Source organism: Salmonella sp. A1325 (assembly GCF_056991255.1).
Window position 1 is genome coordinate 207,296 of sequence record NZ_JAMLWO010000003.1, and the last position, 24,381, is coordinate 231,676.

A 24,381-nucleotide genomic window follows, 5' to 3' on the forward strand; every position below is an offset into this window, starting at 1 on the left:
CTCCACACTGTTCTTTTCTGCTGTGCGACGTTATAGCCGCTGTTCCGCCCAAAGAATAAATGCCGTAGCGGGTAGGGGTTTACTGTATAACCAGCCCTGACCATAATGTACGCCATGCTGGCGTAGCCACTGTTCTTGCCTGGTTGTTTCGATGCCTTCTGCGACCATCTTAAGTTTGAGCGTTTTCGCCATTTCAATAATATGCGGCGTGACGTTTTTATATTCCAGCGCATCGACAAAAGATTTATCAATTTTAAGGACATCCACATCCAGATTTTGTAAGTAGCTGAGGCTGGAATAGCCGGTGCCAAAGTCATCAATATAAATTGAATGTCCCGCGTTACGGTATCTGGCGACAATTGGCGCGCTGGTTTTCGGATCGGCGAACTCGCGCTCCGTTAATTCAAGCGCGATTTGCGACGGAGAAATTTGGCTACGGTTCAGCAGCGTGCTTAACAGCGTCGGCAACGTTTCCGACGCCAGATCGGATGCCTCAAGATTGATTGAAATATGTTGTTCGGGATGGGACTTTAACCAACTCCCCATGTCTTCAAAAACGGTTTCGATGATTAGCCGGGTTAGCGGCTCCGTGAGCCCGGTTTGTTCAGCCAGCGCGATAAAAATTTCCGGCGAAAGGAAGGTGCCGTCCGCCTGTTGCCAGCGAGCTAAGGCTTCGGCACCGACAATTTTTCCGCTGCTCAGGGAGACAATAGGCTGATAGTGTACGTTAAATTCGCGATTATCTATCGCATCCTGGAGACGGTGGCGGGGCGACTGTAGCCGACGCAAAATACGCAGAATAAAGGCCGCAGCCAGCAGACCCGTTACGATGCCCGCCGGTAGCCAGATAAATGCCTGTCGATACCAGCTCCTTTCCAGCGGAGCGGTCGGTGCCCAGCTTACGATAGTAATGCCCATTTCCGGAAAGGGGTGAATAGCATACTGAATGCCTCGGTTTTCCAGCCGCAGGGGCGTCTCATGGTGAATGAGCGGAAGAATAGCGGGGTCAAGGTTACCACTGCTGGCAACCACAGTATTGCGTTCCCGGCCAATAATAGCGACGTCAATCGGCCATGCGCCAAACGGAATCACATCGATAAAGGACGCCGGGTCGATCATCACGATATAGCTGTCGCTCCCGAGTGCCGCCATATAGCGTTTTATACCCAGATCGTTTTGCGCCGTAAACCAGGCGCGATAACCGTCGCGAGTGATTTTCATAGGCGGAGGGAAAGCGGGAATATGGCTCTCTTTTTCAAGTGAGGAGCAAACGGGAATCGAATTTTTAAGATACAGAACTTCCTGGACATACCGAAAGCTATAAGACACGCGGCGCATGGCGAGTAAATGGGCGCTGCTGCAGGGCTCGCCTTTAAAGGAGGCAATATGCGTTAACGCGGCTTTTGCCTGGTCACTGACCCTTTCTGTACGTAGCGCCACCCGGGACGAGAAGATATCCAGCTCTTCGTTAAACCTTTTTTCAACTTGACGGTGCGCCAGCCACAGGCTCAATCCTATCGGGAAAAGGACAGACAGGATAAGCACTCCCGTTACCAGGCTGACCAGATGTCGTGTTGTCACAGTGATGTCCTTATAAACACAGCGTAGAGAAAGTATATCCGATCGTAAATCGCGCCCTCGAATGATAAAGCTATTTTATCGATTTTACAGATTCAGGCGCCAGACTAACGCGTTACGCCACATTGCTTTTGCCGCCAGGAAGAGATCGTGAATGTTTACCGGTTGAAAAAGGAACGTTGATAGCGTATTTTATTGTTATGTTATAACATAATTGAGAGGGCGCAATGAAACCTGATATTCATCCTGTATACCGCACCGTCGTATTTCATGACACCAGCGTAAATGAATATGTGAAAGTGGGATCAACTATCAAAACTGAACGTGAAATCGAACTGGACGGCGTGACATATCCGTATGTCACTATTGATGTGTCATCAAAATCGCATCCTTTTTATACCGGTAGACAGAAAACGTTTGATAGCGAAAGTAGCGCCGCACGCTTCCAGAAACGTTTCGGTCATTTTATCGGCGCTAAAAGGGGTAAATGAAATGCAGGTGTTAAACTCACTTCGCAATGCAAAACAACGGCATCCGGATTGCCAGATAGTCAAACGCAAAGGACGCTTATACGTGATTTGTAAAACAAATCCGCGTTTTAAGGCGGTTCAGGGGCGTAAAAAAAGACGTTAAAAAAACCAACAGTTCAGGGAAAGCAGTGCGTACCAGGGAGGGTGCGCACTTTTTTATTACCGGCTGGCTTCTGCGCGGGCCAGCGTAAAAATATCGTAGAAGGAAAGTTCGCCCTTACGGGCAACCATTTTTTGCAGCTGGACTTTATGTTCATTATCCACCTGTGGAGACTGAAGAATCGTCTCAATGAGCGTGGGGGGAACAAAGCGGGTGTTGTACCATTCACCGTTGTAACAGACCCGGAGGTCCAGCACATCGATGTCGTTATAGTGATAACGCGGGGCGATGTCGAAAAAGAAGAAGCCATTAAATGCGATAAATAACACCACTAACAGCCACACTGACCCCACCAGCGTTTCTGATTGCAGCATGACCGCCAGCGTCGCAAACCAGGCTGCATACATCGCGATAAATAACCCAGGATGCTTGCGGATAAAACTGATACTAAAACGCGGCCTGTTATCGCGTTTTTCACGGACGTTTAAGTCATCAATAGTTTCGCTAAGCAGGCGCTGTATCTCTGTCATCTTTTGCCTTCATGATTTCTGCGACATAGGGGGTAATAACAGCCCATTTTAAAGGGAGGTGTAACGTGAAAAAAGTAACAGATTAACCACGAATAAGCATAACAGTTATCATTTTGACTACAATTTTTTAATGATTCGCGCCGGATTTCCGCCTACCACGACGTCTGACGGTACGTTTTTTATCACCACAGCGCCTGAAGCGACGACGACGTTATCGCCGATGGTTACGCCAGGATTAACGACGGCTCGTCCGCCTATCCAGACGTTATTTCCAATAGTGACGGGTTTACCGAATTCTCTGCCGCTGTTGCGTTCGACGGCGTTCAGCGGGTGCGTGGCGGTATAGATATGTACCCCTGGCGCGAGCATACAATTATCGCCAATATGAATTGGGCAAACATCAAGCATGACGCAGTCGAAGTTAGCGTAAAAGGAGTGACCAAGAAAAATATTATAGCCGTAGTCGCAACGAAAGGAAGGTTCAATATAGGCGTCTTCGCATCGACCCAACAGGTCGCGTAAAATCGCCTGACGCTTATTTATTTCATCAGGCGTAGTATAATTGTATTGATGGATGAGTTGACGCGCCCGCAGTCGATCCTGGCATAAAGTTTCATCGGTCGGGCAATACAGTGCCCCAGCGATCATTTTTTGTTTTTCGTCACTCATCGCGCGCTCCCCTTGGTGGATATTATCGCAATAGAAGCAATAATAAAGTATTAGAGGGAACGTTCCCTGTTATTGGTATGTGATCTATATCACTGTTCTATAATAGCCCGTTGTGTTATTAGCCAGAACGAGGAGGCAGATAACACCTGCGTGTTCTCTAAAAAGTAATGTAGCGTGATTAACGAATGAATTTCCATACTGAAGAGGGGATCTTGTCGTAGAGTTTGTTCATTGTCAATTCTGCAAGACGGTGATCCGCAGCTGAGTAAAATACAGCCAGCTCATTGTCGGACAATTCATATTTATTTTTCTCAATGACGCGCTCCAGAGTGTCAATTGTCTGACAGCGCCGTAAACGCATCAAATAATCAGTTTTAGTTAATGGTTTATCAGACATAAATTCTACCTATGATTGTAATAATTTTTAACAAGACAAACTAACAGGATTAGCCCTGGTGGCGTTGACGAAACAACGGAACAGGCGGTTGCCCGATTTACGCCATTTTTGCAAATCCTGCGTATTAATACCATAGCTGCTGAACAACATAAAGGTGTCGTCCAGGTATTCATCTATCTGCGCAATCAATTTATTGTCTTCATTGTACTTAATTTTATAATTAAGCGCGAAAGTTGCAATATGTTCTATCAGCTCATTGAGCTGCAGGTTGACTGCTGAGGTCGGGTCATTAACCCAGCCATGGTTGCTTTCTTCAAGGTTTGCAAGACAGTCATGATACAGGGTTTCGCAAAGAAATTTAAGCTGTGCTATATCATGTCTTTTGGGTGAGTATTCGTCCATAATGCATCCCCTTTTTAGTGGCTTAAACTAACCGAACACCTTCGGGATGGATACAACTAACTAACCTGGTACTTCCCACATCACCTTATGATTTAACTATAATCTACTCTAAAAAACTTTTCATCGTCATATTACGAAAAATTACAATTGCGTGAAAGCCGCGTGTTGCCATACTTTTTCGAATTTTAACAGTGATCGTCGGTCGCCTAAAAAGGAACCAGTTTTATTGTTTGTGTAATCATTGGGTTAACGTTTTTTAGCTTTTCAGGCTAAAACAATAGACTCTGACAGGAGAAAATAGCCAGGAATATTCTTAATATTTCTTAATTAATGGCTGAATTAAGAAATGGCCAACTTTCCTAAGAAAAGCCTTTAACGCAGTAAGGATTATACCTTTTATTAATATGGCAAAAAATAATCAATCTAACAATAAGCGTATTTTATGATTTTTGCGTAAAAAAGGCCGCTTGCGCGGCCTTATCAACAGTGAGCAAATCAGCGATGTTCTGTCGAATGACTATGCTCAATATCTTCGCTTTTACGGCTAAAGCGGCGGCGTACCACCACAAAGAAGACCGGTACGAAGAAAATAGCCAGTACGGTTGCCGTTACCATCCCGCCCAGTACGCCAGTACCTACCGCATTCTGCGCGCCGGAACCCGCGCCGGAACTGATAACCAGCGGCATAACCCCCAGCATGAACGCTAACGAGGTCATCAGAATCGGGCGCAAACGCATCCGGACGGCCTCCAGCGTCGCTTCTACCAGACCTTTCCCTTCTTTATCCATTAAGTCTTTGGCGAATTCGACGATAAGTATCGCGTTCTTCGCCGACAACCCAATGGTTGTGAGCAGGCCCACCTGGAAGTAAACGTCGTTAGTCAGTCCGCGGAAGGTCGCAGCCAGCAGCGCGCCGATAACCCCAAGCGGAACAACCAGCATTACGGAGAACGGGATAGACCAGCTCTCATACAATGCCGCCAGACACAGGAAGACGACGATCAGCGAGATAGCATACAGGGCAGGGGCCTGGTTGCCGGACAACCGTTCCTGGTAGGACATCCCGGTCCAGTCATACCCAATGCCTGACGGCAGCTTGCTGGCCAGTTCTTCCATCATCGCCATCGCTTCACCAGTACTCTTGCCTGGCGCCGCCTGACCCAGAATTTCCATCGAAGGCAGACCGTTATAGCGTTCCAGACGCGGCGAACCATATTCCCAGCGGGAAGAGGAGAATGCGGAGAACGGCACCATCTGACCATCGCTACCACGAACGTACCAGTCGTTAATATCATCCGGCAACATGCGGTATTTCGCTTCGGACATTACGTAAACTTTCTTCACACGACCGCGATCGATAAAGTCGTTTACATAGCTGCCGCCCCATGCTGCGCCCAGCGTGGTATTGATGTCGCTAATAGACACGCCCAGCGCCTGAGCTTTTTCCTGGTCGATATCGATTTTAAACTGCGGCGTATCTTCCAGGCCGTTAGGTCGAACGCCTACCAGCAGATCAGGATATTTCGCCACCTCGCCGAACAACTGATTACGCGCCTGGGTCAGTTTTTCATGACCAAGTCCCGCCTGGTCAATCAACTCGAAGTCAAACCCGGTTGCGGTGCCCAGTTCAACAATCGCCGGTAGGTTAAAGGCGAAGACCATCGCATCTTTAATTTGTGAAAACGCTGCGGTTGCCCGCTGGGTAATCGCTTCAACCTTATTTTTTTCGCCTGGACGATCGGCCCAGTCTTTCAACGACACGAATGCAATACCGGTATTCTGACCGCGCCCTGCAAAACCGAAGCCGTTGACGGCGAATACCGATTCAACGTTGGCTTTCTCTTTGTTCAGATAGTAATCCGTGACCTCATCCAGCACTTTTTGCGTGCGCTCTTGCGTCGCGCCGGCGGGGAGCTGGACCATTGTCAGGAATACGCCCTGGTCTTCATCCGGCAAGAAAGAGCTTGGCAGACGAACGAACAGATAAGCCATACCGACGACGATAATGAGATAGAGCAGCAGGTAACGCCCGGTGCTGCGCAGAATATTCCCTACGCTATCGGTGTAGTGATGCGTGCTCTTATCAAACAGGCGGTTAAACCAGCCGAAAAAGCCTTTTTTCCCTTCGCCATGATCGCCTTTGGCGACGGGTTTGAGCATCGTCGCGCACAGCGCGGGCGTCAGGATCAGCGCGACCAGCACCGACAGCGCCATCGCCGATACGATGGTGATAGAGAACTGACGATAAATTGCCCCGGTTGAGCCGCCAAAGAAGGCCATCGGAATAAATACCGCCGACAGTACCATCGCGATACCCACCAATGCGCCCTGAATCTGGCCCATGGATTTGCGCGTCGCTTCCTTCGGCGGAAGGCCTTCTTCCGTCATAACACGTTCGACGTTCTCGACCACCACGATGGCGTCATCCACCAGCAAGCCGATGGCGAGCACCATCCCGAACATCGTCAGCGTGTTTATCGAGAAACCGAATGCCGCAAGCACGGCAAAGGTTCCCAACAACACCACCGGAACCGCAATAGTCGGAATCAACGTCGCGCGGAAGTTCTGCAGGAACAGGTACATCACCAGGAACACGAGGATAATCGCTTCGACCAGCGTTTTTACCACTTCATGAATAGAGATCTTCACGAACGGCGTGGTGTCATACGGGTAGACGATTTTCATCCCTGGCGGGAAGAACGGTTCCATTTTTTTCAGTTCGGCGCGAATAGCGGTAGCGGTATCCAGCGCGTTGGCGCCGGTAGCCAGTTTGATGCCAAGACCTGACGCTGGCTGACCGTTAAATTTCGCGATGACGTCGTAGTTTTCGCCGCCAAGCTCAATTTTCGCTACATCCCGCAGACGAACCTGAGAGCCATCCTGATTCACCTTCAGCAGGATTTTGCCAAACTCATCCGTTGAGGTCAGACGCGTTTGGGCAATAATCGATGCGTTAAGCTGCTGGCCTTTTACCGGCGGCGTACCACCGAGCTGACCTGCTGCGACCTGGGCGTTCTGCGCTTTGATCGCGTTAATCACGTCGACCGGCGTCAGTTGGTATTTGGTCAGCTCTGTCGGATTCATCCAGATACGCATCGCATATTGCGAACCAAACAGCTGGACGTCGCCCACCCCAGAGGTACGGCTGATCGGATCTTTCATATTGGCGGCAACGTAATCCGAAATATCCTCCTGGGTCATGGTGCCGTCGGTGTTAATGACGCCCACTACCATCAGGAAGCTACTTGAGGACTTCTCAACGCTCACGCCCTGTTGCTGTACTTCCTGGGGAAGTAACGGCATTGCCAGTTGCAACTTGTTCTGAACCTGAACCTGCGCGATGTCCGCATCGGTACCGGATTCAAAGGTCAGCGTGATCTGCACGGTCCCCGTGGAGTCACTGTTGGAGGACATATACATCAGGTTATCGATACCGTTCATATTCTGTTCGATAACCTGCGTGACGGTATCCTGTACCGTTTTCGCATCAGCGCCAGGGTAGGTTGCGGAGATCGTCACTGCTGGTGGCGCAATCGTCGGATATTGCGCTACCGGCAATTTGAGGATCGCGAGCCCCCCTGCCAACATGATGATGATGGCGATCACCCACGCAAATATAGGGCGATCGATAAAGAAATTAGGCATGTCTTAACGGCTCCTGTTTAAGTTAAGACCTGGGCTGAGCAGGTTGATCACCGCTTGCGGCTTGCTGTTTGTTATCCGCGGTAATTTCCTGCACTTTAACCTGTGCGCCAGGACGTACTTTTTGCAGCCCGCTGACAACTACGCGGTCGCCCGCTTTCAACCCGTCAGTCACCAGCCACTTATCGCCGATCGCCTGGCTTGCGACGATTTGGCGGGTTTCCACTTTGTTATCAGCGCCAACCACCAGCACCGTGGCATCGCCGCGTGGAGTACGGGTAACGCCCTGTTGTGGAACCAGTAATGCCGTCGGTTTTGTCCCTTCCTGCAGACGTGCGCGAACGAACATTCCTGGCAATAAGGTGTGATCCGGGTTAGGGAAGATGGCGCGCAAAGTAATAGATCCGGTGGTTTGGTCAACGGTCACGTCGGAGAACTCAAGCGTACCGGACTGCGGGAATTTGATACCGTCGCTGGTCACCAGATCGACCTTCGCTTTGCCGTTTTCCTGCTTCAGCGAACCATTTGCCAGCTCCTGCTTCAGGCGCAGGAAGTCATTGCTGGACTGGGTCACATCGACATAAATAGGGTCCAGCTGCTGCACTGTCGCCAGCGCCGACGCCTGACCGTTCTGTACCAGCGCGCCTTCCGTTACGGATGACTTACCAATACGACCGCTAATCGGTGAGGTGACTTTGGTATACGCCAGGTTGATACGTGCGGTTTCAACGGCGGCTTTTGCTGCGACAACGGCGGCAGTCGCTTGTTGCGCGTCAGCCAGCGCCTGATCGTATTCCTGCTTACTGATGTACTGCGTACCCAGCAGCTTTTGATAACGCTTCACCGTCAGTTCAGCGATATTCGCGGCGGCCTGCGCTTTTGCCAGATCGCCCTTAGCGCTGTCGTAAGTCGCCTGGTAGGTCGCAGGATCAATCTGATAGAGAGAGACTCCCGCTTCGATATCACTTCCCTCAACGAAATTACGCTTCAGGATAATGCCGCTTACCTGCGGGCGAACTTCGGCGATACGGTAAGCAACGGTACGACCCGGAAGTTCAGTTGTGATTTGCAGTGGTTCCGTTTTTAGTGTGACAACCCCAACTTCTGGCATCTGCTGGCCGCCTTGCTGGTCCTGTTTGTCGTCACATCCTGTTAGCGCTAAGCTGCCTGAGAGCATCAGAACGACCGCCAGAGGCGTTAACCCTCTGTTTTTGTTCATATGTAAACCTCGAGTGTCCGATTTCAAATTGGTCAATGGTCAAAGGTCCTTAAACCCATTGCTGCGTTTATATTATCGTCGTGCTATGGTACATACATCCATAAATGTATGTAAATCTAACGCCTGTAAATTCACCGACATATGGCACGAAAAACCAAACAACAAGCGCTGGAGACACGACAACACATCCTGGATGTGGCCCTGCGTTTGTTCTCGCAGCAAGGCGTATCGGCAACCTCGCTGGCGGAGATTGCGAACGCTGCTGGCGTGACGCGCGGCGCAATCTATTGGCATTTCAAAAATAAGTCGGATTTATTCAGTGAGATCTGGGAGCTATCAGAATCCAATATTGGTGAGCTTGAGATTGAGTATCAGGCAAAATTCCCCGACGATCCACTATCTGTATTAAGAGAAATTTTAGTTCATATTCTTGAAGCTACTGTAACAGAAGAACGACGCCGCTTATTGATGGAGATTATATTCCATAAATGTGAGTTTGTCGGAGAAATGGTTGTGGTTCAACAGGCGCAGCGTAGCCTTTGTCTGGAAAGTTACGATCGGATTGAACAAACGTTAAAACATTGTATTAATGCTAAAATGCTGCCTGAAAATCTGCTGACCCGTCGTGCGGCGATACTGATGCGCAGCTTTATTTCAGGGCTCATGGAAAACTGGTTATTTGCTCCGCAATCGTTTGATTTAAAAAAAGAAGCTCGCGCCTACGTCACGATCCTGCTGGAGATGTATCAATTGTGTCCGACGCTGCGCGCGTCGACGGTCAACGGCTCCCCCTGATAATATTCCAGGAAAACTCCTGGACATTTTCTGTGTCGCTATTCTGTTTGTTACAGGCGTGATATTCTTGCGACTCAATTATTTCCGGTCTGCTTGCCGGTTCAGACACTTCATTCTCATGACTATGTTGCAGCTTTATAAACGTTCACAGCATTTTGTTTTTATTACAATTAGCGTCCTTATTATCCTGCTGTCCTGTCAGTCTCTGGCGTTTGCCCGGGGACAAACGAATGGCGACCTGCCGTCAAAAGCGGATGTGCAAAACCAGCTGGATACGCTGAATAAGCAAAAAGATCTCTCCGCCCAGGATAAGCTCGTCCAGCAGGACCTTATTGATACGTTAGCTACGCTGGAGAAAATCGAGCGGGTGAAAGAGGAGACCGTACAGCTACGGCAGAAGGTGGCGCAGGCGCCTGAAAAAATGCGCCAGGCGACGGCTGCGTTGAATGCGCTGAGCGATGTCGATAATGATGATGAAATGCGAAAAACGCTGAGTGCGCTTTCGTTACGTCAGCTTGAGCTGCGTGTGGCGCAGGTACTGGATGATTTGCAAAATTCGCAAAACGATCTTGCAGCTTATAACAGCCAGCTTGTTTCGCTACAGACCCAGCCTGAGCGCGTGCAAAACGCCATGTATACCGCCTCGCAGCAAATACAGCAAATCCGTAACCGTCTGGACGGCAATAACGTCGGGGAAGCCGCGCTTCGCCCCAGCCAACAGGTGTTATTACAGGCACAACAGGCGCTGCTTAATGCACAGATCGACCAGCAACGTAAGAGTCTTGAAGGAAATACCGTTTTGCAGGACACCCTACAAAAACAGCGCGATTACGTGACGGCCAACAGTAATCGCCTTGAACATCAGCTTCAACTTTTACAGGAGGCGGTCAACAGCAAACGACTTACGCTAACGGAAAAAACGGCCCAGGAGGCCATTTCGCCGGACGAAACGGCGCGTATCCAGGCGAACCCGCTGGTAAAACAGGAACTGGATATTAACCATCAACTCAGCCAGCGTCTGATTGTCGCGACCGAAAACGGCAATATGTTGATGCAGCAAAACATTAAAGTGAAAAACTGGCTCGATCGCGCGCTGCAGTCGGAAAGAAATATCAAAGAACAGATTGCCGTCTTAAAAGGCAGCCTGTTGCTGTCGCGTATTCTTTATCAACAGCAGCAAACCTTGCCCTCCGCCGACGAACTCGAAGATATGACCAACCGCATTGCGGATTTGCGTCTGGAGCAGTTTGAAATCAACCAGCAGCGTGATGCCTTATTCCAAAGCGATGCCTTTGTCGACAAGCTGGAGGAGGGGCATACCAGCGAGGTGAATGATGAAGTTCATGATGCGTTGCTTCAGGTGGTGGAGATGCGCCGTGAGCTATTGGATCAGCTAAATAAACAGTTGGGTAACCAGCTGATGATGGCGATTAACCTGCAAGTTAACCAGCAGCAGTTGATGAGCGTCTCGAAAAATCTGAAAGCCATTCTGACGCAGCAGATTTTTTGGGTGAACAGTAACCGCCCTATGGACTGGGACTGGCTTAAAGCGTTCCCCCAAACGTTAAAAGAGCAATTCAGCGCCATGAAAATCACGGTGAACTGGCAAAAAGCCTGGCCCGCGGTATTTATTGCTTTTTTGGCCGGGTTGCCGCTCTTGCTCATCGCCGGTTTAATCCGCTGGCGTCTGAAATGGTTAAAAGCGTATCAACAGAAGCTGGCCGCCGCCGTGGGATCGTTGCGTAACGATAGTCAGCTCAATACGCCAAAAGCTATTCTGATCGATCTGATCCGCGCGCTGCCGGTGTGCCTGATTATCCTCGCGCTTGGACTGATCCTGCTGACCATGCAGCTAAATATCAGCGATCTGCTCTGGGCCTTTAGTAAAAAGCTCGCGATGTTCTGGCTGGTCTTTGGGCTGTGCTGGAAGGTGCTGGAAAAAGAGGGCGTGGCGATACGCCATTTTGGTATGCCGGCGCAGTTGACCAGCCACTGGCGTCGCCAGATTGTACGCATTAGCCTCGCATTGCTGCCGCTGCACTTTTGGTCTGTGGTGGCGGAGTTGTCGCCGCTGAATCTGATGGATGACGTGCTGGGGCAGGCGGTTATTTTCCTCAATCTGCTGGTCATAACATTACTGGTATGGCCACTGTGCCGGGAAAGCTGGCGCGATAAAGAATCTCACGGCATTCGACTGGTGACCGTGACGATTCTTTCCATCATTCCGGTGGCGTTAATGGTATTAACGGCGACCGGCTATTTCTATACCACGCTGCGCCTGGCGGGACGCTGGATTGAAACCGTCTATCTGGTCATTATCTGGAACCTGCTTTATCAAACGGTGCTGCGCGGATTAAGCGTAGCGGCGCGCCGGATTGCCTGGCGACGCGCGCTGGCTCGTCGTCAGAACCTGGTAAAAGAGGGAGCGGAAGGCGCAGAGCCACAGGAAGAACCCGCCATCGCGCTGGAGCAGATTAACCAGCAAACATTACGTATCACGATGCTGCTAATGCTTGCCCTGTTCGGCGTTATGTTCTGGGCGATTTGGTCCGATTTGATCACCGTATTCAGCTACCTTGATAGCATCACGCTGTGGCACTACAACGGCACAGAAGCTGGAGCTGCGGTGGTGAAAAGCGTGACGATGGGCAGCTTGCTATTCGCCATTATTGCCGCGATGGTGGCCTGGGCGCTCATCCGCAACTTACCCGGCCTGTTGGAAGTGCTGGTACTTTCACGTCTGAATATGCGCCAGGGGGCTTCGTATGCGATCACCACGATCCTTAACTACGTCATTATCGCTGTTGGCGCGATGACAGTATTCGGATCGCTCGGCGTCTCGTGGGATAAACTCCAGTGGCTGGCGGCGGCGTTGTCGGTGGGGCTCGGCTTTGGGCTACAAGAGATCTTCGGTAACTTTGTCTCGGGTTTAATCATCCTCTTCGAACGTCCGGTACGCATTGGCGATACGGTAACGATCGGCACCTACTCCGGCACGGTCAGTAAGATTCGTATTCGCGCCACCACTATTACCGATTTTGATCGTAAAGAAGTGATCATTCCGAACAAAGCGTTCGTAACGGAGCGGCTGATTAACTGGTCCCTGTCCGATACCACGACTCGTCTGGTGATCCGGCTTGGCGTGGCCTATGGCTCGGATCTGGAGAAAGTGAAAAGAGTCCTGCTACAGGCGGCGATGGAGCATCCGAAGGTGATGCACGATCCGGAACCTGCCGTATTCTTCACTACCTTTGGCGCCAGCACTCTGGATCATGAACTGCGTCTGTACGTGCGTGAATTGCGCGATCGTAGCCATACGGTGGATGAACTGAACCGCGCGATCGATCGACTATGCCGTGAAAATGATATCAATATCGCCTTTAACCAGCTTGAGGTGCATCTGCATAACGCGAAGGGTGACGAAGTCACTGAAGTGAAGCGCGATCTCAACGGCGGCGATCTGGCGCCGGCGGCAAGCTAAAAGGCGGTGGGCCGCGCGCTTTATGAGTGCGCGCGGCGCCGCTAATGCGAAAGCGTAGAAAGCTCTTCCGGCGTAATGCCGGTGACGCTGGCGATGAGCCCGGGTTCCAGCCCGTTGGCAAGCATTTTGCGGGCAATAGCGCGCGCTTCGGCCTCTCGGCCTTGTGCTAACCCTTGCTCAAGGCCTTTTTGCAGGCCCTTTTGCAACCCTTCCGTTCGGCCTTTTTCTTCCAGCCATTCCGCTATTGTCATCAGTTGTTCCTTATACTGCGGCGCGCCCTGCGCCAGTTGACGAATTAGCGCCCCGGGTTCTGCGGCGTTTCCTGCTTTCAACATATAGTTGATCAGCACACTGAGCTGCGCGTCCGTCAAATGATCCTGCGTTAAAAGCGTGATAAGGGGGTCGAGCAGTTCGCTTAAATCGCGTTGACGAATATGTTTTTGCAGGAGCTCTAACATCGCTATCCGCCGATGCTGCAAAAGCTGATTATCCGGCATTGTCGTCAGGTCGACCAGCGCAAATTCGCGGCTGTATAAGGCCTTCGCCATATCCGGTTTCACAAACATATTATGCCAGTTAAGGCTATAGGGCCACGGGCTTTCCGGACCGTGATAAAAGAGGATTGGCACCACCAGCGGCAAGGTGTCATGACCGGCATCCAGATGACGCTGCATGGCGGCAATGGCGTAACGCATCAGGCGAAAAGCCATCAGCCGGTCTGATTTACTCTGATGTTCAATGAGCGCGTAAACATATCCGGGGCCGTGTTGGGTATGCAGAGAGTAGAGAATATCTGAATAGCGGCTGCGTAAATTGTCTTCAACAAAACTCCCCGACTCCAGCTTCAGTGAATCCAGATCGCAGATTGCAAGAAAGTCTTCTGGCATGTGGAGAGCCAGAAAGTCGCGGGCGACCTCTTTTTGCATCAGCATTTGTCGAAATACCGCATCGTGCGGCGTGGTGGGTAGACGTTCCATGACCCATCCCTTGTTGCCTGACTGTAGCGACCACTCTGTCAGCGACAACGAGGACAAACCAGAGGGCAATTACTCTGTTTGCGAGTCGTCTTCCGTACTTTTTAACTTGTTTTCATAATCACGCATAACTATTTCCAGCGCGCGTAGCACCGTTCGTGCCGGTAAGCGATTCTCTTCAAGCAGCACAATTAAATCCACGGCCAGTTTGACTTCATCAGGGGCATTTTCAAGCGACATACTTTCTCCAGGGTTAACGGGTTAAACGCGCCAGTACGTTTTCTATTTTCTCCAGCGCATGTCGGCAGCGCGCCAGCCTTCCTTCATAGATCTCGACTTCCTTTTGCAGCGTTTGTTGTTCGACAAGGCCGGTCGCCTGCGCCAGACGAATTTTGCGCTCCTGTGTCATCGCCAGTAGTCGACGTTCAAACTCCTGATGCTGTATTCGTCTGCGCTGCCAACGGCCAAGTCCTGGCGCGGCGGTGTCCCACTGGCGCAGCGACCAGGCGGCGGTTTCACGCGATATCGCCTCCAGTTGCGAAGCCAGATGTTCCGCCAGCCAGGCGACTTGCGGCAGTTGCTCATGTTTTACCGCCTGACGCAACGCGGCGAGATTGGCGTCTGCCTCTTCCAGATATCCCTGCAACAGAGTACTGCGGGTACGGAAAAGGTGTCGGTCAAAGCGCGCGCTTAACGTCGCATGTTGCGCCAGCGGCGCGCAGCGTTGGCGTAGCGTCGCCAGCCTCTCTTCCAGCGTCTGTAACAGCATAGCGGTTTTCAATTCAACACCCCGATGAAAATAAGACAGGCTGTGCTACAGTAGCCTTCTGTTTGATAACGATTCGCATTATGCAACGTACTATTTTAATCATCATTGGCTGGCTGGCGGTAGTATTAGGGACACTGGGCGTGGTTTTGCCCCTGTTGCCGACAACGCCGTTCATTTTACTGGCGGCCTGGTGTTTCGCCCGCTCGTCGCCGCGTTTCCATGCCTGGTTGTTATACCGCTCATGGTTTGGCGGTTATCTGCGCCACTGGCAGCGCTATCGGGCCATGCCGCCGGGAGCGAAACCGCGAGCGATCGCGTTGATATTGCTGACCTTTGGTATCTCGCTGTGGCTGGTGAATATGATGTGGGTGCGGGTGCTGCTATTGGTTATTTTGGCCTGCCTGCTGATTTTTATGTGGCGGATACCGGTGATTGATGAAAAGCAACAAAAGCGCTGAAGCACACGAATCGCTGTTGCAATTGTCGTTCACAGCCAGTAAATTCGACCGTTTTCGAGCACAGGCGCAGGCGGTCAAAGAGTAACCGAGCGTTACCCCTGACTGAAAAGTATTGCGCCGTGAGTAACACCGTACTTAGCAGGCATATATCCATGACCGCGACTGCACAGCAGCTTGAGTTTCTCAAAAACAGCATCAAAAGCATTCAGGATTACCCGAAACCGGGCATTCTTTTCCGTGATGTCACCAGCTTACTGGAAGACCCGAAAGCCTACGCGCTCAGTATTGAACTGTTGGTTGAGCGTTATAAAAATGCGGGTATCACCAAAGTGGTCGGCACCGAAGCGCGTGGCTTCCTGTTTGGCGCGCCGGTTGCGCTTGGGCTGGGCGTTGGTTTTGTTCCGGTACGTAAACCGCGCAAATTACCGCGTGAAACTATTGCCGAGACCTATGAATTAGAGTACGGCACCGATCAGCTGGAAATCCATGTCGACGCGATTAAACCTGGCGACAACGTGCTGGTCGTGGACGATCTGCTGGCGACTGGCGGCACCATTGAGGCGACCGTGAAGCTGATCCGTCGTCTGGGCGGGAAAGTCACCGATGCGGCGTTCATCATTAATTTGTTCGATCTGGGCGGCGAGCAGCGTCTGGAAAAGCAGGGGATTACCTGTTATAGCCTGGTGCCGTTTCCAGGGCATTGATTCAGGCTATTCGCACTGCTATTTTAGCCAGAGAGACAACCTCGCTGTATCGGCGAGGTTGTGTTAGCATTACCCTTCTATGAATCCACCTTCCAGCGTTTCAGAGCCTGCCAATGAGTTATCAGGTCTTAGCCAGAAAATGGCGCCCACAAACCTTTGCTGACGTCGTCGGCCAGGAACATGTGCTGACCGCACTGGCGAACGGCTTGTCGTTAGGGCGCATTCATCACGCATATCTTTTTTCCGGCACGCGCGGCGTCGGTAAAACCTCTATCGCCCGACTGCTGGCGAAGGGGCTGAACTGCGAAACCGGCATTACCGCGACGCCGTGCGGCGTTTGCGATAACTGTCGGGAAATTGAGCAGGGGCGTTTTGTCGATCTCATTGAGATTGACGCCGCATCGCGTACCAAAGTCGAAGACACCCGCGACCTGCTGGATAACGTCCAGTACGCGCCTGCGCGCGGTCGCTTTAAAGTCTATCTGATCGATGAAGTCCACATGCTGTCGCGCCACAGCTTTAATGCGCTACTTAAAACGCTTGAAGAGCCGCCAGCGCATGTGAAATTTTTACTGGCGACCACCGATCCGCAGAAGCTGCCGGTGACCATTTTGTCGCGCTGCCTACAGTTTCATCTCAAAGCGCTGGATGTTGAACAGATTCGCCATCAGCTTGAGCATATTCTCAATGAGGAACATATCGCTCACGAACCCCGCGCGTTGCAGTTGTTATCACGGGCGGCTGACGGCAGCCTGCGCGATGCATTAAGTCTGACTGACCAGGCGATCGCCAGCGGCGACGGGCAGGTTTCGACGCAGGCGGTAAGCGCCATGCTCGGTACGCTGGACGACGACCAGGCTTTGTCATTAGTCGAGGCGGTGGTTGACGCTAACGGCGAACGCGTCATGTCGCTTATCAACGAGGCGGCGGCGCGCGGTATTGAATGGGAAGCGCTGCTGGTCGAAATGCTTAGCCTGCTGCACCGTATTGCGATGGTGCAACTTTCGCCTGCCGCGTTAGGCAGCGATATGGCGGCTATCGAGCAACGGATGCGCGAACTTGCCCGGACGGTGCCTCCCGGCGATCTTCAGCTCTACTATCAGACGTTGTTGATTGGTCGCAAAGAATTGCCCTGGGCGCCGGACCGGCGGATGGGCGTTGAAATGACGTTACTGCGTGCGCTGGCGTTTCACCCGCGTATGCCATTGCCGGAGCCTGAAACGCCGCGGCAGTCTTTTGCGCCCGTGGCCCCGACGGCGGTAATGACGCCGCCGCAGGTGCAGCAGCAGTCGGCGCCCGCGCCGCAGACATCGCCAGCGCCGCTGCCGGCGTCTACCAGTCAGGTGCTGGCGGCGCGCAATCAGCTACAGCGCGCGCAGGGAGTAACCAAAACAAAAAAGAGTGAACCGGCAGCCGCATCCCGCGCGCGGCCGGTGAATAACTCTGCGCTGGAGCGGCTGGCCTCGGTTTCGGAGCGCGTACAGGCGCGCCCGGCGCCGTCTGCGCTGGAAACGGCGCCAGTAAAGAAAGAGGCTTATCGCTGGAAGGCCACCACGCCGGTAATACAAACCAAAGAAGTGGTGGCTACGCCAAAAGCGCTTAAGAAAGCTCTGGAGCATGAAAAAACGCCGGAGCTGGCGGCTAAACTGGCGGCGGAAGCGATTGAGCGCGATCCGTGGGCGGCGCAGGTAAGCCAGCTTTCTTTGCCTAAGCTGGTGGAGCAGGTGGCGCTCAATGCCTGGAAGGAGCAGAACGGCAACGCGGTTTGTCTGCATCTGCGCTCGACGCAGCGGCACCTCAATTCCAGCGGCGCGCAGCAAAAGCTGGCGCAAGCGCTCAGCGATCTGACGGGAGAGACGGTTGAACTGACCATCGTTGAAGATGATAATCCCGCGGTGCGTACGCCGCTGGAATGGCGTCAGGCTATTTATGAAGAGAAACTCGCGCAAGCGCGTGAGTCAATTATCGCGGATAATAACATTCAGACGCTGCGTCGATTCTTCGACGCCGAGCTGGATGAAGAGAGTATCCGCCCCATTTGATCGTAAGCCTGGCTTGCGATTGTGAACCATCAAGAGAGAGAGCTTATGTTTGGAAAAGGCGGTCTGGGCAATCTGATGAAACAGGCCCAGCAGATGCAGGAAAAAATGCAGAAAATGCAGGAAGAGATTGCGCAGCTGGAAGTGACCGGCGAATCCGGCGCGGGTCTGGTGAAGGTTACCATCAACGGCGCGCATAACTGCCGCCGCGTGGAAATTGACCCAAGCCTGCTGGAAGATGACAAAGAGATGCTGGAAGATCTGGTCGCTGCGGCCTTCAACGATGCGGCGCGCCGCATTGAAGAGACGCAAAAAGAGAAGATGGCTTCCGTCTCTTCCGGTATGCAACTGCCGCCAGGCTTTAAGATGCCATTCTGATGCAAACCAGTCCGCTGTTAACTCAGCTTATGGAAGCGTTGCGCTGCCTTCCGGGCGTCGGCCCTAAGTCGGCGCAGCGGATGGCGTTTACCCTGTTGCAGCGCGATCGCAGCGGCGGAATGCGCCTGGCGCAGGCGCTGACCCGGGCGATGTCGGAAATCGGCCACTGCGCCGACTGCCGCACCTTTACCGAGCAGGATGTTTGTAATATCTGTTCGAACCCGCGGCGTCAGGAAAACGGCCAGATTTGCGTGGTGGAGAGTCCTGCGGATATCTACGCCATTGAGCAAACCGGGCAATTTTCCGGGCGGTATTTCGTGCTGATGGGCCACCTGTCGCCGCTGGACGGCATCGGGCCGGATGATATCGGTCTCGATCGTCTGGAACAGCGGCTGGCGTCAGAAAAAATCAGTGAGCTGATCCTCGCGACCAACCCGACGGTTGAAGGAGAGGCTACCGCGAACTATATTGCCGAGCTGTGCGCGGAGGCCGGCGTCGAAGCCAGTCGTATCGCCCACGGCGTGCCGGTTGGCGGCGAACTGGAGATGGTCGACGGTACGACGCTGTCCCACTCGCTGGCGGGACGCCATAAGATTATTTTCTGAACAAACGGAGGCGGCATTCGCGGCCTCCGCTTGAAATCACACCCGCTTGTCCCCATCTCACCCTCAACGTATTTTTACCATTAAAAATGGCATTGTTGAGGTCTATCCACATGAAAGGACAAGAAACGCGTGGTTTTCAGTCAGAAGTTAAACAGCTTCTGCACCTGATGATCCATTCTCTTTATTCCAATAAAGAAATCTTCCTGCGTGAACTCATCTCTAACGCCTCAGATGCGGCGGACAAGCTGCGTTTCCGCGCTCTGTCAAACCCGGACCTGTATGAAGGAGATGGCGAGCTGCGTGTGCGCGTCTCTTTCGATAAAGATAAGCGTACGTTGACCATTGCCGATAACGGCGTGGGGATGAATCGTGATGAGGTGATTGACCACTTAGGCACCATTGCCAAGTCCGGCACCAAATCTTTCCTCGAATCAATGGGGTCCGATCAGGCGAAAGATAGCCAGCTCATCGGTCAGTTTGGCGTAGGCTTCTACTCCGCGTTTATTGTGGCCGATAAAGTGACCGTACGTACCCGTGCGGCAGGCGACAAGCCGGAAAATGGCGTGTTCTGGGAATCGGCAGGCGAAGGCGAATACACCGTTGCCGATATCACCAAAAATGACCGTGGTACGGAAATCACCTTACACCTGCGTGAAGGCGAAGATGAATTCCTCGATGACTGGCGCGTACGCTCGATTATCAGTAAATATTCCGATCACATCGCATTGCCGGTAGAGATTGAAAAACGGGAAGAAAAAGACGGCGAAACCGTGATTTCCTGGGAGAAAATCAACAAGGCTCAGGCGTTGTGGACCCGCAACAAGTCGGAAATTAAAGACGACGAGTACAACGAGTTTTACAAGCACATCGCGCATGATTTCACCGATCCGCTGACCTGGAGCCACAACCGCGTGGAAGGTAAGCAGGAGTACACCAGCCTGCTGTATATCCCGTCGCAGGCACCGTGGGATCTGTGGAACCGCGATCACAAACATGGTCTGAAGCTGTACGTACAGCGCGTGTTCATTATGGACGATGCCGAGCAGTTCATGCCGAACTATCTGCGTTTCGTGCGCGGCCTGATTGATTCTAATGACCTGCCGTTGAACGTCTCCCGTGAAATCCTGCAGGACAGCACGGTAACGCGTAATCTGCGTAGCGCTCTGACCAAACGCGTCCTGCAAATGCTGGAAAAACTGGCGAAAGACGACGCGGAAAAATACCAAACCTTCTGGAAACAGTTCGGTCTGGTGTTGAAAGAAGGCCCGGCGGAAGATCACGCCAACCAGGAAGCGATCGCTAAACTGTTGCGCTTTGCCTCCACCCATACCGACTCTTCCGCCCAGACCGTGTCGCTGGAAGATTACGTCTCCCGGATGAAAGAAGGGCAGGAAAAAATCTACTACATCACCGCAGACAGCTATGCGGCGGCGAAAAACAGCCCACACCTGGAGCTGCTGCGTAAGAAAGGCATCGAAGTGCTGCTGCTCTCCGATCGCATCGACGAGTGGATGATGAACTACCTGACCGAGTTTGACGGTAAAGCATTCCAGTCGGTCGCTAAAGCCGATGAGTCCATCGAAAAACTGGCGGATGAAGTCGACGAAAACGCGAAAGAAGCGGAAAAGGCGCTTGAGCCATTCGTGGAGCGTGTCAAAACCCTGCTGGGCGATCGCGTGAAAGAGGTGCGTCTGACGCATCGTTTAACCGACACGCCGGCGATTGTCACCACCGATGCGGATGAAATGAGCACCCAGATGGCGAAACTGTTCGCCGCGGCCGGTCAGTCCGTGCCGGAAGTGAAATATATCTTTGAGCTCAACCCGGATCATGTGCTGGTTAAACGCACTGCCGATACCGAGGATGAAGCGCAGTTTAAAGAGTGGGTCGAGCTGCTGCTGGATCAGGCGCTGTTCGCTGAACGCGGTACGCTGGAAGATCCGAACCAGTTTATCCGCCGTATGAACCAGTTGCTGGTGTCCTGATAACGCTCATCTGATTGCCGGATGGCGACGCGAAGCGTCTTATCCGGCCTACGGCGGGTACTGTTTTGTGACTGCCGGATGGCGACGCGAAGCGTCTTATCCGGCCTACGGACGAGTACTGTTTGTAGGCCGGATAAGCGCCAGCGCCATCCGGCATTTTTTATAATACCTTCTCTTTTCTGGATTTCTCTTCGTTAACCGTTTCAGCATCAGGCGGCTTCCTTGAGCGAAATGCGTGATGGTGGTATCGTTTAGCGCTTTTTAAAAAATATCGACAACCTTTGAGGGGATTTTCGTAATGCGTATTATTCTGCTTGGCGCTCCGGGCGCGGGTAAAGGAACTCAGGCTCAGTTCATCATGGAGAAATATGGTATTCCGCAAATCTCCACTGGCGATATGCTGCGCGCCGCAGTGAAATCAGGCTCCGAGTTGGGCAAACAGGCGAAAGATATCATGGACGCCGGTAAACTGGTGACCGATGAGCTGGTGATCGCGCTGGTTAAAGAGCGTATCGCCCAGGAAGACTGCCGTAACGGTTTTCTGCTGGACGGTTTCCCGCGCACGATCCCGCAGGCTGACGCGATGAAAGAAGCGGGTATTGTCGTGGATTACGTGCTGGAATTCGACGTACCGGACGAACTGATCGTTGACCGTATTGTGGGTCGTCGCGTACACGCCGCCTCTGGCCGCGTTTACCACGTAAAGTTTAATCCGCCGAAAGTGGAAGGCAAAGATGACGTCACCGGCGAAGATCTGACCACCCGTAAAGACGATCAAGAAGAGACCGTTCGCAAACGTCTGGTGGAATATCATCAGATGACCGCGCCGCTGATTGGCTACTACCAGAAAGAAGCGGAAGCGGGCAACACCAAATACGCTAAAGTTGACGGTACGCAGGCCGTTGCCGACGTGCGCGCAGCGCTGGAAAAAATCCTCGGTTAATTTTTTCGCGTAGTGAACCTCTTATCAGGCCTGCCATTATCCCGCAGGCCTGAACGCCTTATCTGGCCTACTGGCATCGTTAGCGCCATTCGGCAAATTCTCGTCTTACCTCTCGCAGCAATTAGTTCTTCTTTATCACTTTTCCGCTACAATTATCAACAATTTGAATAGATAAGAGGCGGCAATGCGTCAGACGAAAACCGGTATCCTGCTGGCTAACCTTGGCACGCCAGATGCCCCAACTCCCGAAGCGGTAAAGCGCTACCTGAAACAATTTTTAAGCGACAGACGCGTGGTGGATACTCCTCGTCTGCTGTGGTGGCCGCTGCTGCGTGGCGTTATTTTACCGCTGCGTTCGCCGCGCGTCGCGAAACTCTATCAATCTATCTGGATGGATGGCGGTTCGCCGCTCATGGTATATAGCCGCGAACAGCAACAGGCGCTGGCCGCGCGGTTGCCAGACACGCCCGTCGCGCTGGGGATGAGCTACGGTTCGCCCTCGCTGGAAAGCGCTGTCGATGAACTGTTAGCAAGCGACGTCGACCATATCGTCGTGCTGCCGTTGTACCCGCAATACTCTTGCTCAACGGTGGGCGCAGTCTGGGACGAACTGGGGCGGATACTGGCGCGTAAACGTCGTATTCCCGGTATCTCATTTATTCGCGATTACGCGGATGACGGCGCTTATATCGATGCGCTGGCGAAAAGCGCGCGTGAGTCGTTCGCCAGACACGGCGAGCCGGATGTGCTTCTGCTCTCCTATCACGGCATTCCACAACGTTATGCGGATGAAGGCGATGACTACCCGCAGCGATGTCGCGATACCACGCGCGAACTGGTTTCCGCATTGGGACTGCCGCCGGAAAAGGTAATGATGACGTTCCAGTCGCGCTTTGGCCGTGAACCGTGGCTGACGCCGTACACCGATGAAACGCTAAAAATGTTGGGTGAAAAGGGGACTGGTCATATTCAGGTTATGTGTCCGGGATTTGCCGCGGATTGTCTGGAGACGCTGGAAGAGATAGCGGAACAGAACCGCGAGATTTTCCTTGAAGCGGGCGGTAAAAAATATGCGTACATTCCGGCGCTGAACGCGACGCCGGAACATATTGATATGATGCTGAAACTCACGGCGCCGTACCGCTAACGCGGCGTTTTCATCCTCGCTATAAAGAAGCGTGCGCCGTCCTGCAAGGCATCGTCGGCGATTGTCATCATTCGCGAATAGTGCAGAAAGGCGTGCAGTGTGCCGGGATACATTTTGTATTCGCAGGGTTGCTGGTGCGCCTGTAATGTCTGGTGCAGCAAGCGGCTGTCATCAATGAGCGGATCAAACTCCGCGCTGGCAATAAAGCAGGGCGGCACATCGTGCGTGAGATCGTTATTAAACAGACAATACCAGGGCGATTCCCGATCTTCATCGTTACGCAGATAGGCCTTTTCGTACGTGTCCAGATCTTCACGCGTCAGGCCGTCCCACGCGCCGCCGAACAGACGGCGGCTTACCGAGTCCTGCAACCCATACAGCCCATACCACAATAGAATCGCGATAACGTTACCGCAGCGAATGTGCTTATCACGTAGCCAGAGCGCGCTGGCAAGCGCCAGCATGGCGCCTGCGGAATCCCCGGCGAAACCGATTTTCTCTACGTTGAGCGAGTATTCATCGGCATGTTGAGAGAAGTAGCTGCATACCGCGACGGTTTCTTCAATGGCCTGCGGATAACGCGCTTGCGGCGACAGCGAATAATCAATACCGATCACGGTGCAGCCGGTATAACGCGCCAGCAGACGCATTATCCGGTCATGCGTATCCAGATTACCGAGGATAAATCCGCCGCCGTGCAGATAGTATAAGGTGGCCTGACTGGTCGGCTGCGGCGAGTAGAGCCGGGTTGTTACATCGCCATAAGGCGTAGGGACGGCGCAGGTGCGGGTGGTCATGGACGGCGCGTCGGCATTCCAGAAACGGCGCTCAAGAAGATAATACTGACGCTGGGTCTCAATATCGCCATCGGCAGGCCAGGGGGGAAGGCCTGGTTGCTGGAAGTTTACGACGGCTGTCATTTCGTCAGACAGTCGGGTGAGTACGGGAATTTTATTTTCCGGCTTCATAAAACGCTCCTTGTGAAAGTGAACCATTGTAAAAAACGCGGCTGGAGAAACTGCGATCTCGTCGTCCG

At 52.5% G+C, this 24,381-nt stretch carries 23 protein-coding genes and 1 other annotated feature; of the genes, 12 read left to right on the top strand and 11 right to left on the bottom strand.

The genetic code is table 11. The features are described 5' to 3' along the window. Nucleotides 1–30: 30 nt before the first annotated feature. On the bottom strand, nucleotides 31–1,581 hold the full coding sequence (locus NAZ64_RS07950; RefSeq protein WP_024797537.1) for an EAL domain-containing protein: 1,551 nt from the start codon (nucleotides 1,579–1,581) through the stop codon (nucleotides 31–33). A 224-nt stretch (nucleotides 1,582–1,805) separates the two neighbouring features. Here NAZ64_RS07950 and NAZ64_RS07955 point away from each other — a divergent pair, with 224 nt between their 5' ends. Both NAZ64_RS07955 and ykgO read left to right on the top strand, forming a co-directional pair. Further along, a complete protein-coding gene (locus NAZ64_RS07955) occupies nucleotides 1,806–2,069 on the top strand; it encodes a type B 50S ribosomal protein L31 (protein ID WP_000801422.1) in 264 nt (87 codons plus the stop codon). A 1-nt stretch (nucleotide 2,070) separates the two neighbouring features. After that, nucleotides 2,071–2,211 (top strand): type B 50S ribosomal protein L36, encoded by a 141-nt coding sequence (gene ykgO, locus NAZ64_RS07960; protein WP_001197749.1) that lies wholly within the window; start codon nucleotides 2,071–2,073, stop codon nucleotides 2,209–2,211. 56 nt (nucleotides 2,212–2,267) lie between these two features. On the opposite strand, the gene NAZ64_RS07965 is transcribed toward ykgO, so the two are convergent. The 6 genes from NAZ64_RS07965 to acrA all read right to left on the bottom strand — a co-directional run bounded on the left by NAZ64_RS07965 (nucleotide 2,268) and on the right by acrA (nucleotide 9,067). Further along, nucleotides 2,268–2,738, bottom strand: a complete 471-nt coding sequence (locus NAZ64_RS07965) for a YlaC family protein (RefSeq protein ID WP_000136183.1) — start codon at nucleotides 2,736–2,738, stop codon at nucleotides 2,268–2,270. 117 nt (nucleotides 2,739–2,855) lie between these two features. Beyond that, nucleotides 2,856–3,407, bottom strand: coding sequence for a maltose O-acetyltransferase (gene maa, locus NAZ64_RS07970; RefSeq protein ID WP_023219729.1), 552 nt, complete (start codon nucleotides 3,405–3,407; stop codon nucleotides 2,856–2,858). 178 nt (nucleotides 3,408–3,585) lie between these two features. Next, nucleotides 3,586–3,804: an HHA domain-containing protein gene (locus NAZ64_RS07975; RefSeq protein WP_001280991.1), complete on the bottom strand. Its 219-nt coding sequence runs from the start codon at nucleotides 3,802–3,804 to the stop codon at nucleotides 3,586–3,588. A gap of 27 nt (nucleotides 3,805–3,831) precedes the next feature. Then, a complete protein-coding gene (tomB, locus tag NAZ64_RS07980) occupies nucleotides 3,832–4,206 on the bottom strand; it encodes an Hha toxicity modulator TomB (protein ID WP_000344807.1) in 375 nt (124 codons plus the stop codon). A gap of 495 nt (nucleotides 4,207–4,701) precedes the next feature. Beyond that, a complete protein-coding gene (gene acrB, locus NAZ64_RS07985; RefSeq protein ID WP_001132508.1) occupies nucleotides 4,702–7,851 on the bottom strand; it encodes an efflux RND transporter permease AcrB in 3,150 nt (1,049 codons plus the stop codon). Nucleotides 7,852–7,873: 22 nt separating this feature from the next. After that, nucleotides 7,874–9,067 carry a multidrug efflux RND transporter periplasmic adaptor subunit AcrA gene (gene acrA, locus NAZ64_RS07990; RefSeq protein WP_001039202.1) on the bottom strand — a complete coding sequence of 398 codons (1,194 nt, stop codon included), beginning with the start codon at nucleotides 9,065–9,067 and terminating at the stop codon, nucleotides 7,874–7,876. Between the two features lie 141 nt (nucleotides 9,068–9,208). Here acrA and acrR point away from each other — a divergent pair, with 141 nt between their 5' ends. Further along, nucleotides 9,209–9,862 carry a multidrug efflux transporter transcriptional repressor AcrR gene (gene acrR, locus NAZ64_RS07995; protein WP_000101755.1) on the top strand — a complete coding sequence of 218 codons (654 nt, stop codon included), beginning with the start codon at nucleotides 9,209–9,211 and terminating at the stop codon, nucleotides 9,860–9,862. 118 nt (nucleotides 9,863–9,980) lie between these two features. Beyond that, nucleotides 9,981–13,343 (top strand): mechanosensitive channel MscK, encoded by a 3,363-nt coding sequence (gene mscK / locus NAZ64_RS08000; RefSeq protein WP_220569374.1) that lies wholly within the window; start codon nucleotides 9,981–9,983, stop codon nucleotides 13,341–13,343. Nucleotides 13,344–13,384: 41 nt separating this feature from the next. Here the strand turns inward: mscK and NAZ64_RS08005 are convergent, their stop codons facing one another. The 3 genes from NAZ64_RS08005 to priC all read right to left on the bottom strand — a co-directional run bounded on the left by NAZ64_RS08005 (nucleotide 13,385) and on the right by priC (nucleotide 15,098). Further along, nucleotides 13,385–14,320, bottom strand: a complete 936-nt coding sequence (locus tag NAZ64_RS08005) for an Rpn family recombination-promoting nuclease/putative transposase (RefSeq protein ID WP_076935517.1) — start codon at nucleotides 14,318–14,320, stop codon at nucleotides 13,385–13,387. Nucleotides 14,321–14,389: 69 nt separating this feature from the next. Further along, nucleotides 14,390–14,557 carry a pleiotropic regulatory protein RsmS gene (gene rsmS / locus NAZ64_RS08010; protein ID WP_000051161.1) on the bottom strand — a complete coding sequence of 56 codons (168 nt, stop codon included), beginning with the start codon at nucleotides 14,555–14,557 and terminating at the stop codon, nucleotides 14,390–14,392. 13 nt (nucleotides 14,558–14,570) lie between these two features. Continuing rightward, the gene (priC, locus tag NAZ64_RS08015) at nucleotides 14,571–15,098 is read right to left on the bottom strand and encodes a primosomal replication protein N'' (RefSeq protein ID WP_001519637.1); all 528 of its coding nucleotides are present in this window, start codon (nucleotides 15,096–15,098) and stop codon (nucleotides 14,571–14,573) included. 68 nt (nucleotides 15,099–15,166) lie between these two features. Here priC and NAZ64_RS08020 point away from each other — a divergent pair, with 68 nt between their 5' ends. The 8 genes from NAZ64_RS08020 to hemH all read left to right on the top strand — a co-directional run bounded on the left by NAZ64_RS08020 (nucleotide 15,167) and on the right by hemH (nucleotide 23,345). Further along, on the top strand, nucleotides 15,167–15,544 hold the full coding sequence (locus tag NAZ64_RS08020; protein WP_001189860.1) for a DUF454 family protein: 378 nt from the start codon (nucleotides 15,167–15,169) through the stop codon (nucleotides 15,542–15,544). A gap of 152 nt (nucleotides 15,545–15,696) precedes the next feature. After that, a complete protein-coding gene (gene apt / locus NAZ64_RS08025) occupies nucleotides 15,697–16,248 on the top strand; it encodes an adenine phosphoribosyltransferase (protein WP_000127350.1) in 552 nt (183 codons plus the stop codon). Between the two features lie 113 nt (nucleotides 16,249–16,361). Further along, complete coding sequence (gene dnaX, locus NAZ64_RS08030) at nucleotides 16,362–18,290, top strand: DNA polymerase III subunit gamma/tau (RefSeq protein WP_220569373.1); 1,929 nt, start codon at nucleotides 16,362–16,364, stop codon at nucleotides 18,288–18,290. After that, nucleotides 17,623–17,687: a sequence feature (DnaX frameshifting element), on the top strand. It overlaps the preceding gene by 65 nt. A gap of 45 nt (nucleotides 18,291–18,335) precedes the next feature. Next, nucleotides 18,336–18,665 (top strand): YbaB/EbfC family nucleoid-associated protein, encoded by a 330-nt coding sequence (locus NAZ64_RS08035; protein WP_000467098.1) that lies wholly within the window; start codon nucleotides 18,336–18,338, stop codon nucleotides 18,663–18,665. After that, nucleotides 18,665–19,270, top strand: coding sequence for a recombination mediator RecR (gene recR / locus NAZ64_RS08040; RefSeq protein WP_001195023.1), 606 nt, complete (start codon nucleotides 18,665–18,667; stop codon nucleotides 19,268–19,270). Before NAZ64_RS08035 ends, recR begins: the two co-directional genes overlap by 1 nt. A 110-nt stretch (nucleotides 19,271–19,380) precedes the next feature. Then, on the top strand, nucleotides 19,381–21,255 hold the full coding sequence (gene htpG, locus NAZ64_RS08045) for a molecular chaperone HtpG (RefSeq protein WP_001523272.1): 1,875 nt from the start codon (nucleotides 19,381–19,383) through the stop codon (nucleotides 21,253–21,255). A 298-nt stretch (nucleotides 21,256–21,553) separates the two neighbouring features. Then, nucleotides 21,554–22,198, top strand: coding sequence for an adenylate kinase (gene adk, locus NAZ64_RS08050; protein ID WP_001220237.1), 645 nt, complete (start codon nucleotides 21,554–21,556; stop codon nucleotides 22,196–22,198). Between the two features lie 184 nt (nucleotides 22,199–22,382). After that, nucleotides 22,383–23,345 (top strand): ferrochelatase, encoded by a 963-nt coding sequence (hemH, locus tag NAZ64_RS08055; RefSeq protein WP_001250078.1) that lies wholly within the window; start codon nucleotides 22,383–22,385, stop codon nucleotides 23,343–23,345. Here the strand turns inward: hemH and aes are convergent. Then, the gene (gene aes, locus NAZ64_RS08060) at nucleotides 23,342–24,313 is read right to left on the bottom strand and encodes an acetyl esterase (RefSeq protein ID WP_220569372.1); all 972 of its coding nucleotides are present in this window, start codon (nucleotides 24,311–24,313) and stop codon (nucleotides 23,342–23,344) included. The genes hemH and aes overlap by 4 nt on opposite strands. Nucleotides 24,314–24,381: the final 68 nt, after the last annotated feature.

Excerpts from the sequence above, each read along its gene's own strand:
- NAZ64_RS07955 (WP_000801422.1), top strand. The coding sequence starts at position 1,806 with ATGAAACCTGATATTCATCCTGTATACCGCACCGTCGTATTTCATGAC.
- ykgO (WP_001197749.1), top strand. The coding sequence starts at position 2,071 with ATGCAGGTGTTAAACTCACTTCGCAATGCAAAACAACGGCATCCGGAT.
- NAZ64_RS07965 (WP_000136183.1), bottom strand. The coding sequence starts at position 2,738 with ATGACAGAGATACAGCGCCTGCTTAGCGAAACTATTGATGACTTAAAC.
- maa (WP_023219729.1), bottom strand. The coding sequence starts at position 3,407 with ATGAGTGACGAAAAACAAAAAATGATCGCTGGGGCACTGTATTGCCCG.
- NAZ64_RS07975 (WP_001280991.1), bottom strand. The coding sequence starts at position 3,804 with ATGTCTGATAAACCATTAACTAAAACTGATTATTTGATGCGTTTACGG.
- tomB (WP_000344807.1), bottom strand. The coding sequence starts at position 4,206 with ATGGACGAATACTCACCCAAAAGACATGATATAGCACAGCTTAAATTT.
- acrB (WP_001132508.1), bottom strand. The coding sequence starts at position 7,851 with ATGCCTAATTTCTTTATCGATCGCCCTATATTTGCGTGGGTGATCGCC.
- acrA (WP_001039202.1), bottom strand. The coding sequence starts at position 9,067 with ATGAACAAAAACAGAGGGTTAACGCCTCTGGCGGTCGTTCTGATGCTC.
- acrR (WP_000101755.1), top strand. The coding sequence starts at position 9,209 with ATGGCACGAAAAACCAAACAACAAGCGCTGGAGACACGACAACACATC.
- mscK (WP_220569374.1), top strand. The coding sequence starts at position 9,981 with ATGACTATGTTGCAGCTTTATAAACGTTCACAGCATTTTGTTTTTATT.
- NAZ64_RS08005 (WP_076935517.1), bottom strand. The coding sequence starts at position 14,320 with ATGGAACGTCTACCCACCACGCCGCACGATGCGGTATTTCGACAAATG.
- rsmS (WP_000051161.1), bottom strand. The coding sequence starts at position 14,557 with ATGTCGCTTGAAAATGCCCCTGATGAAGTCAAACTGGCCGTGGATTTA.
- NAZ64_RS08020 (WP_001189860.1), top strand. The coding sequence starts at position 15,167 with ATGCAACGTACTATTTTAATCATCATTGGCTGGCTGGCGGTAGTATTA.
- apt (WP_000127350.1), top strand. The coding sequence starts at position 15,697 with ATGACCGCGACTGCACAGCAGCTTGAGTTTCTCAAAAACAGCATCAAA.
- dnaX (WP_220569373.1), top strand. The coding sequence starts at position 16,362 with ATGAGTTATCAGGTCTTAGCCAGAAAATGGCGCCCACAAACCTTTGCT.
- NAZ64_RS08035 (WP_000467098.1), top strand. The coding sequence starts at position 18,336 with ATGTTTGGAAAAGGCGGTCTGGGCAATCTGATGAAACAGGCCCAGCAG.
- recR (WP_001195023.1), top strand. The coding sequence starts at position 18,665 with ATGCAAACCAGTCCGCTGTTAACTCAGCTTATGGAAGCGTTGCGCTGC.
- htpG (WP_001523272.1), top strand. The coding sequence starts at position 19,381 with ATGAAAGGACAAGAAACGCGTGGTTTTCAGTCAGAAGTTAAACAGCTT.
- adk (WP_001220237.1), top strand. The coding sequence starts at position 21,554 with ATGCGTATTATTCTGCTTGGCGCTCCGGGCGCGGGTAAAGGAACTCAG.
- hemH (WP_001250078.1), top strand. The coding sequence starts at position 22,383 with ATGCGTCAGACGAAAACCGGTATCCTGCTGGCTAACCTTGGCACGCCA.
- aes (WP_220569372.1), bottom strand. The coding sequence starts at position 24,313 with ATGAAGCCGGAAAATAAAATTCCCGTACTCACCCGACTGTCTGACGAA.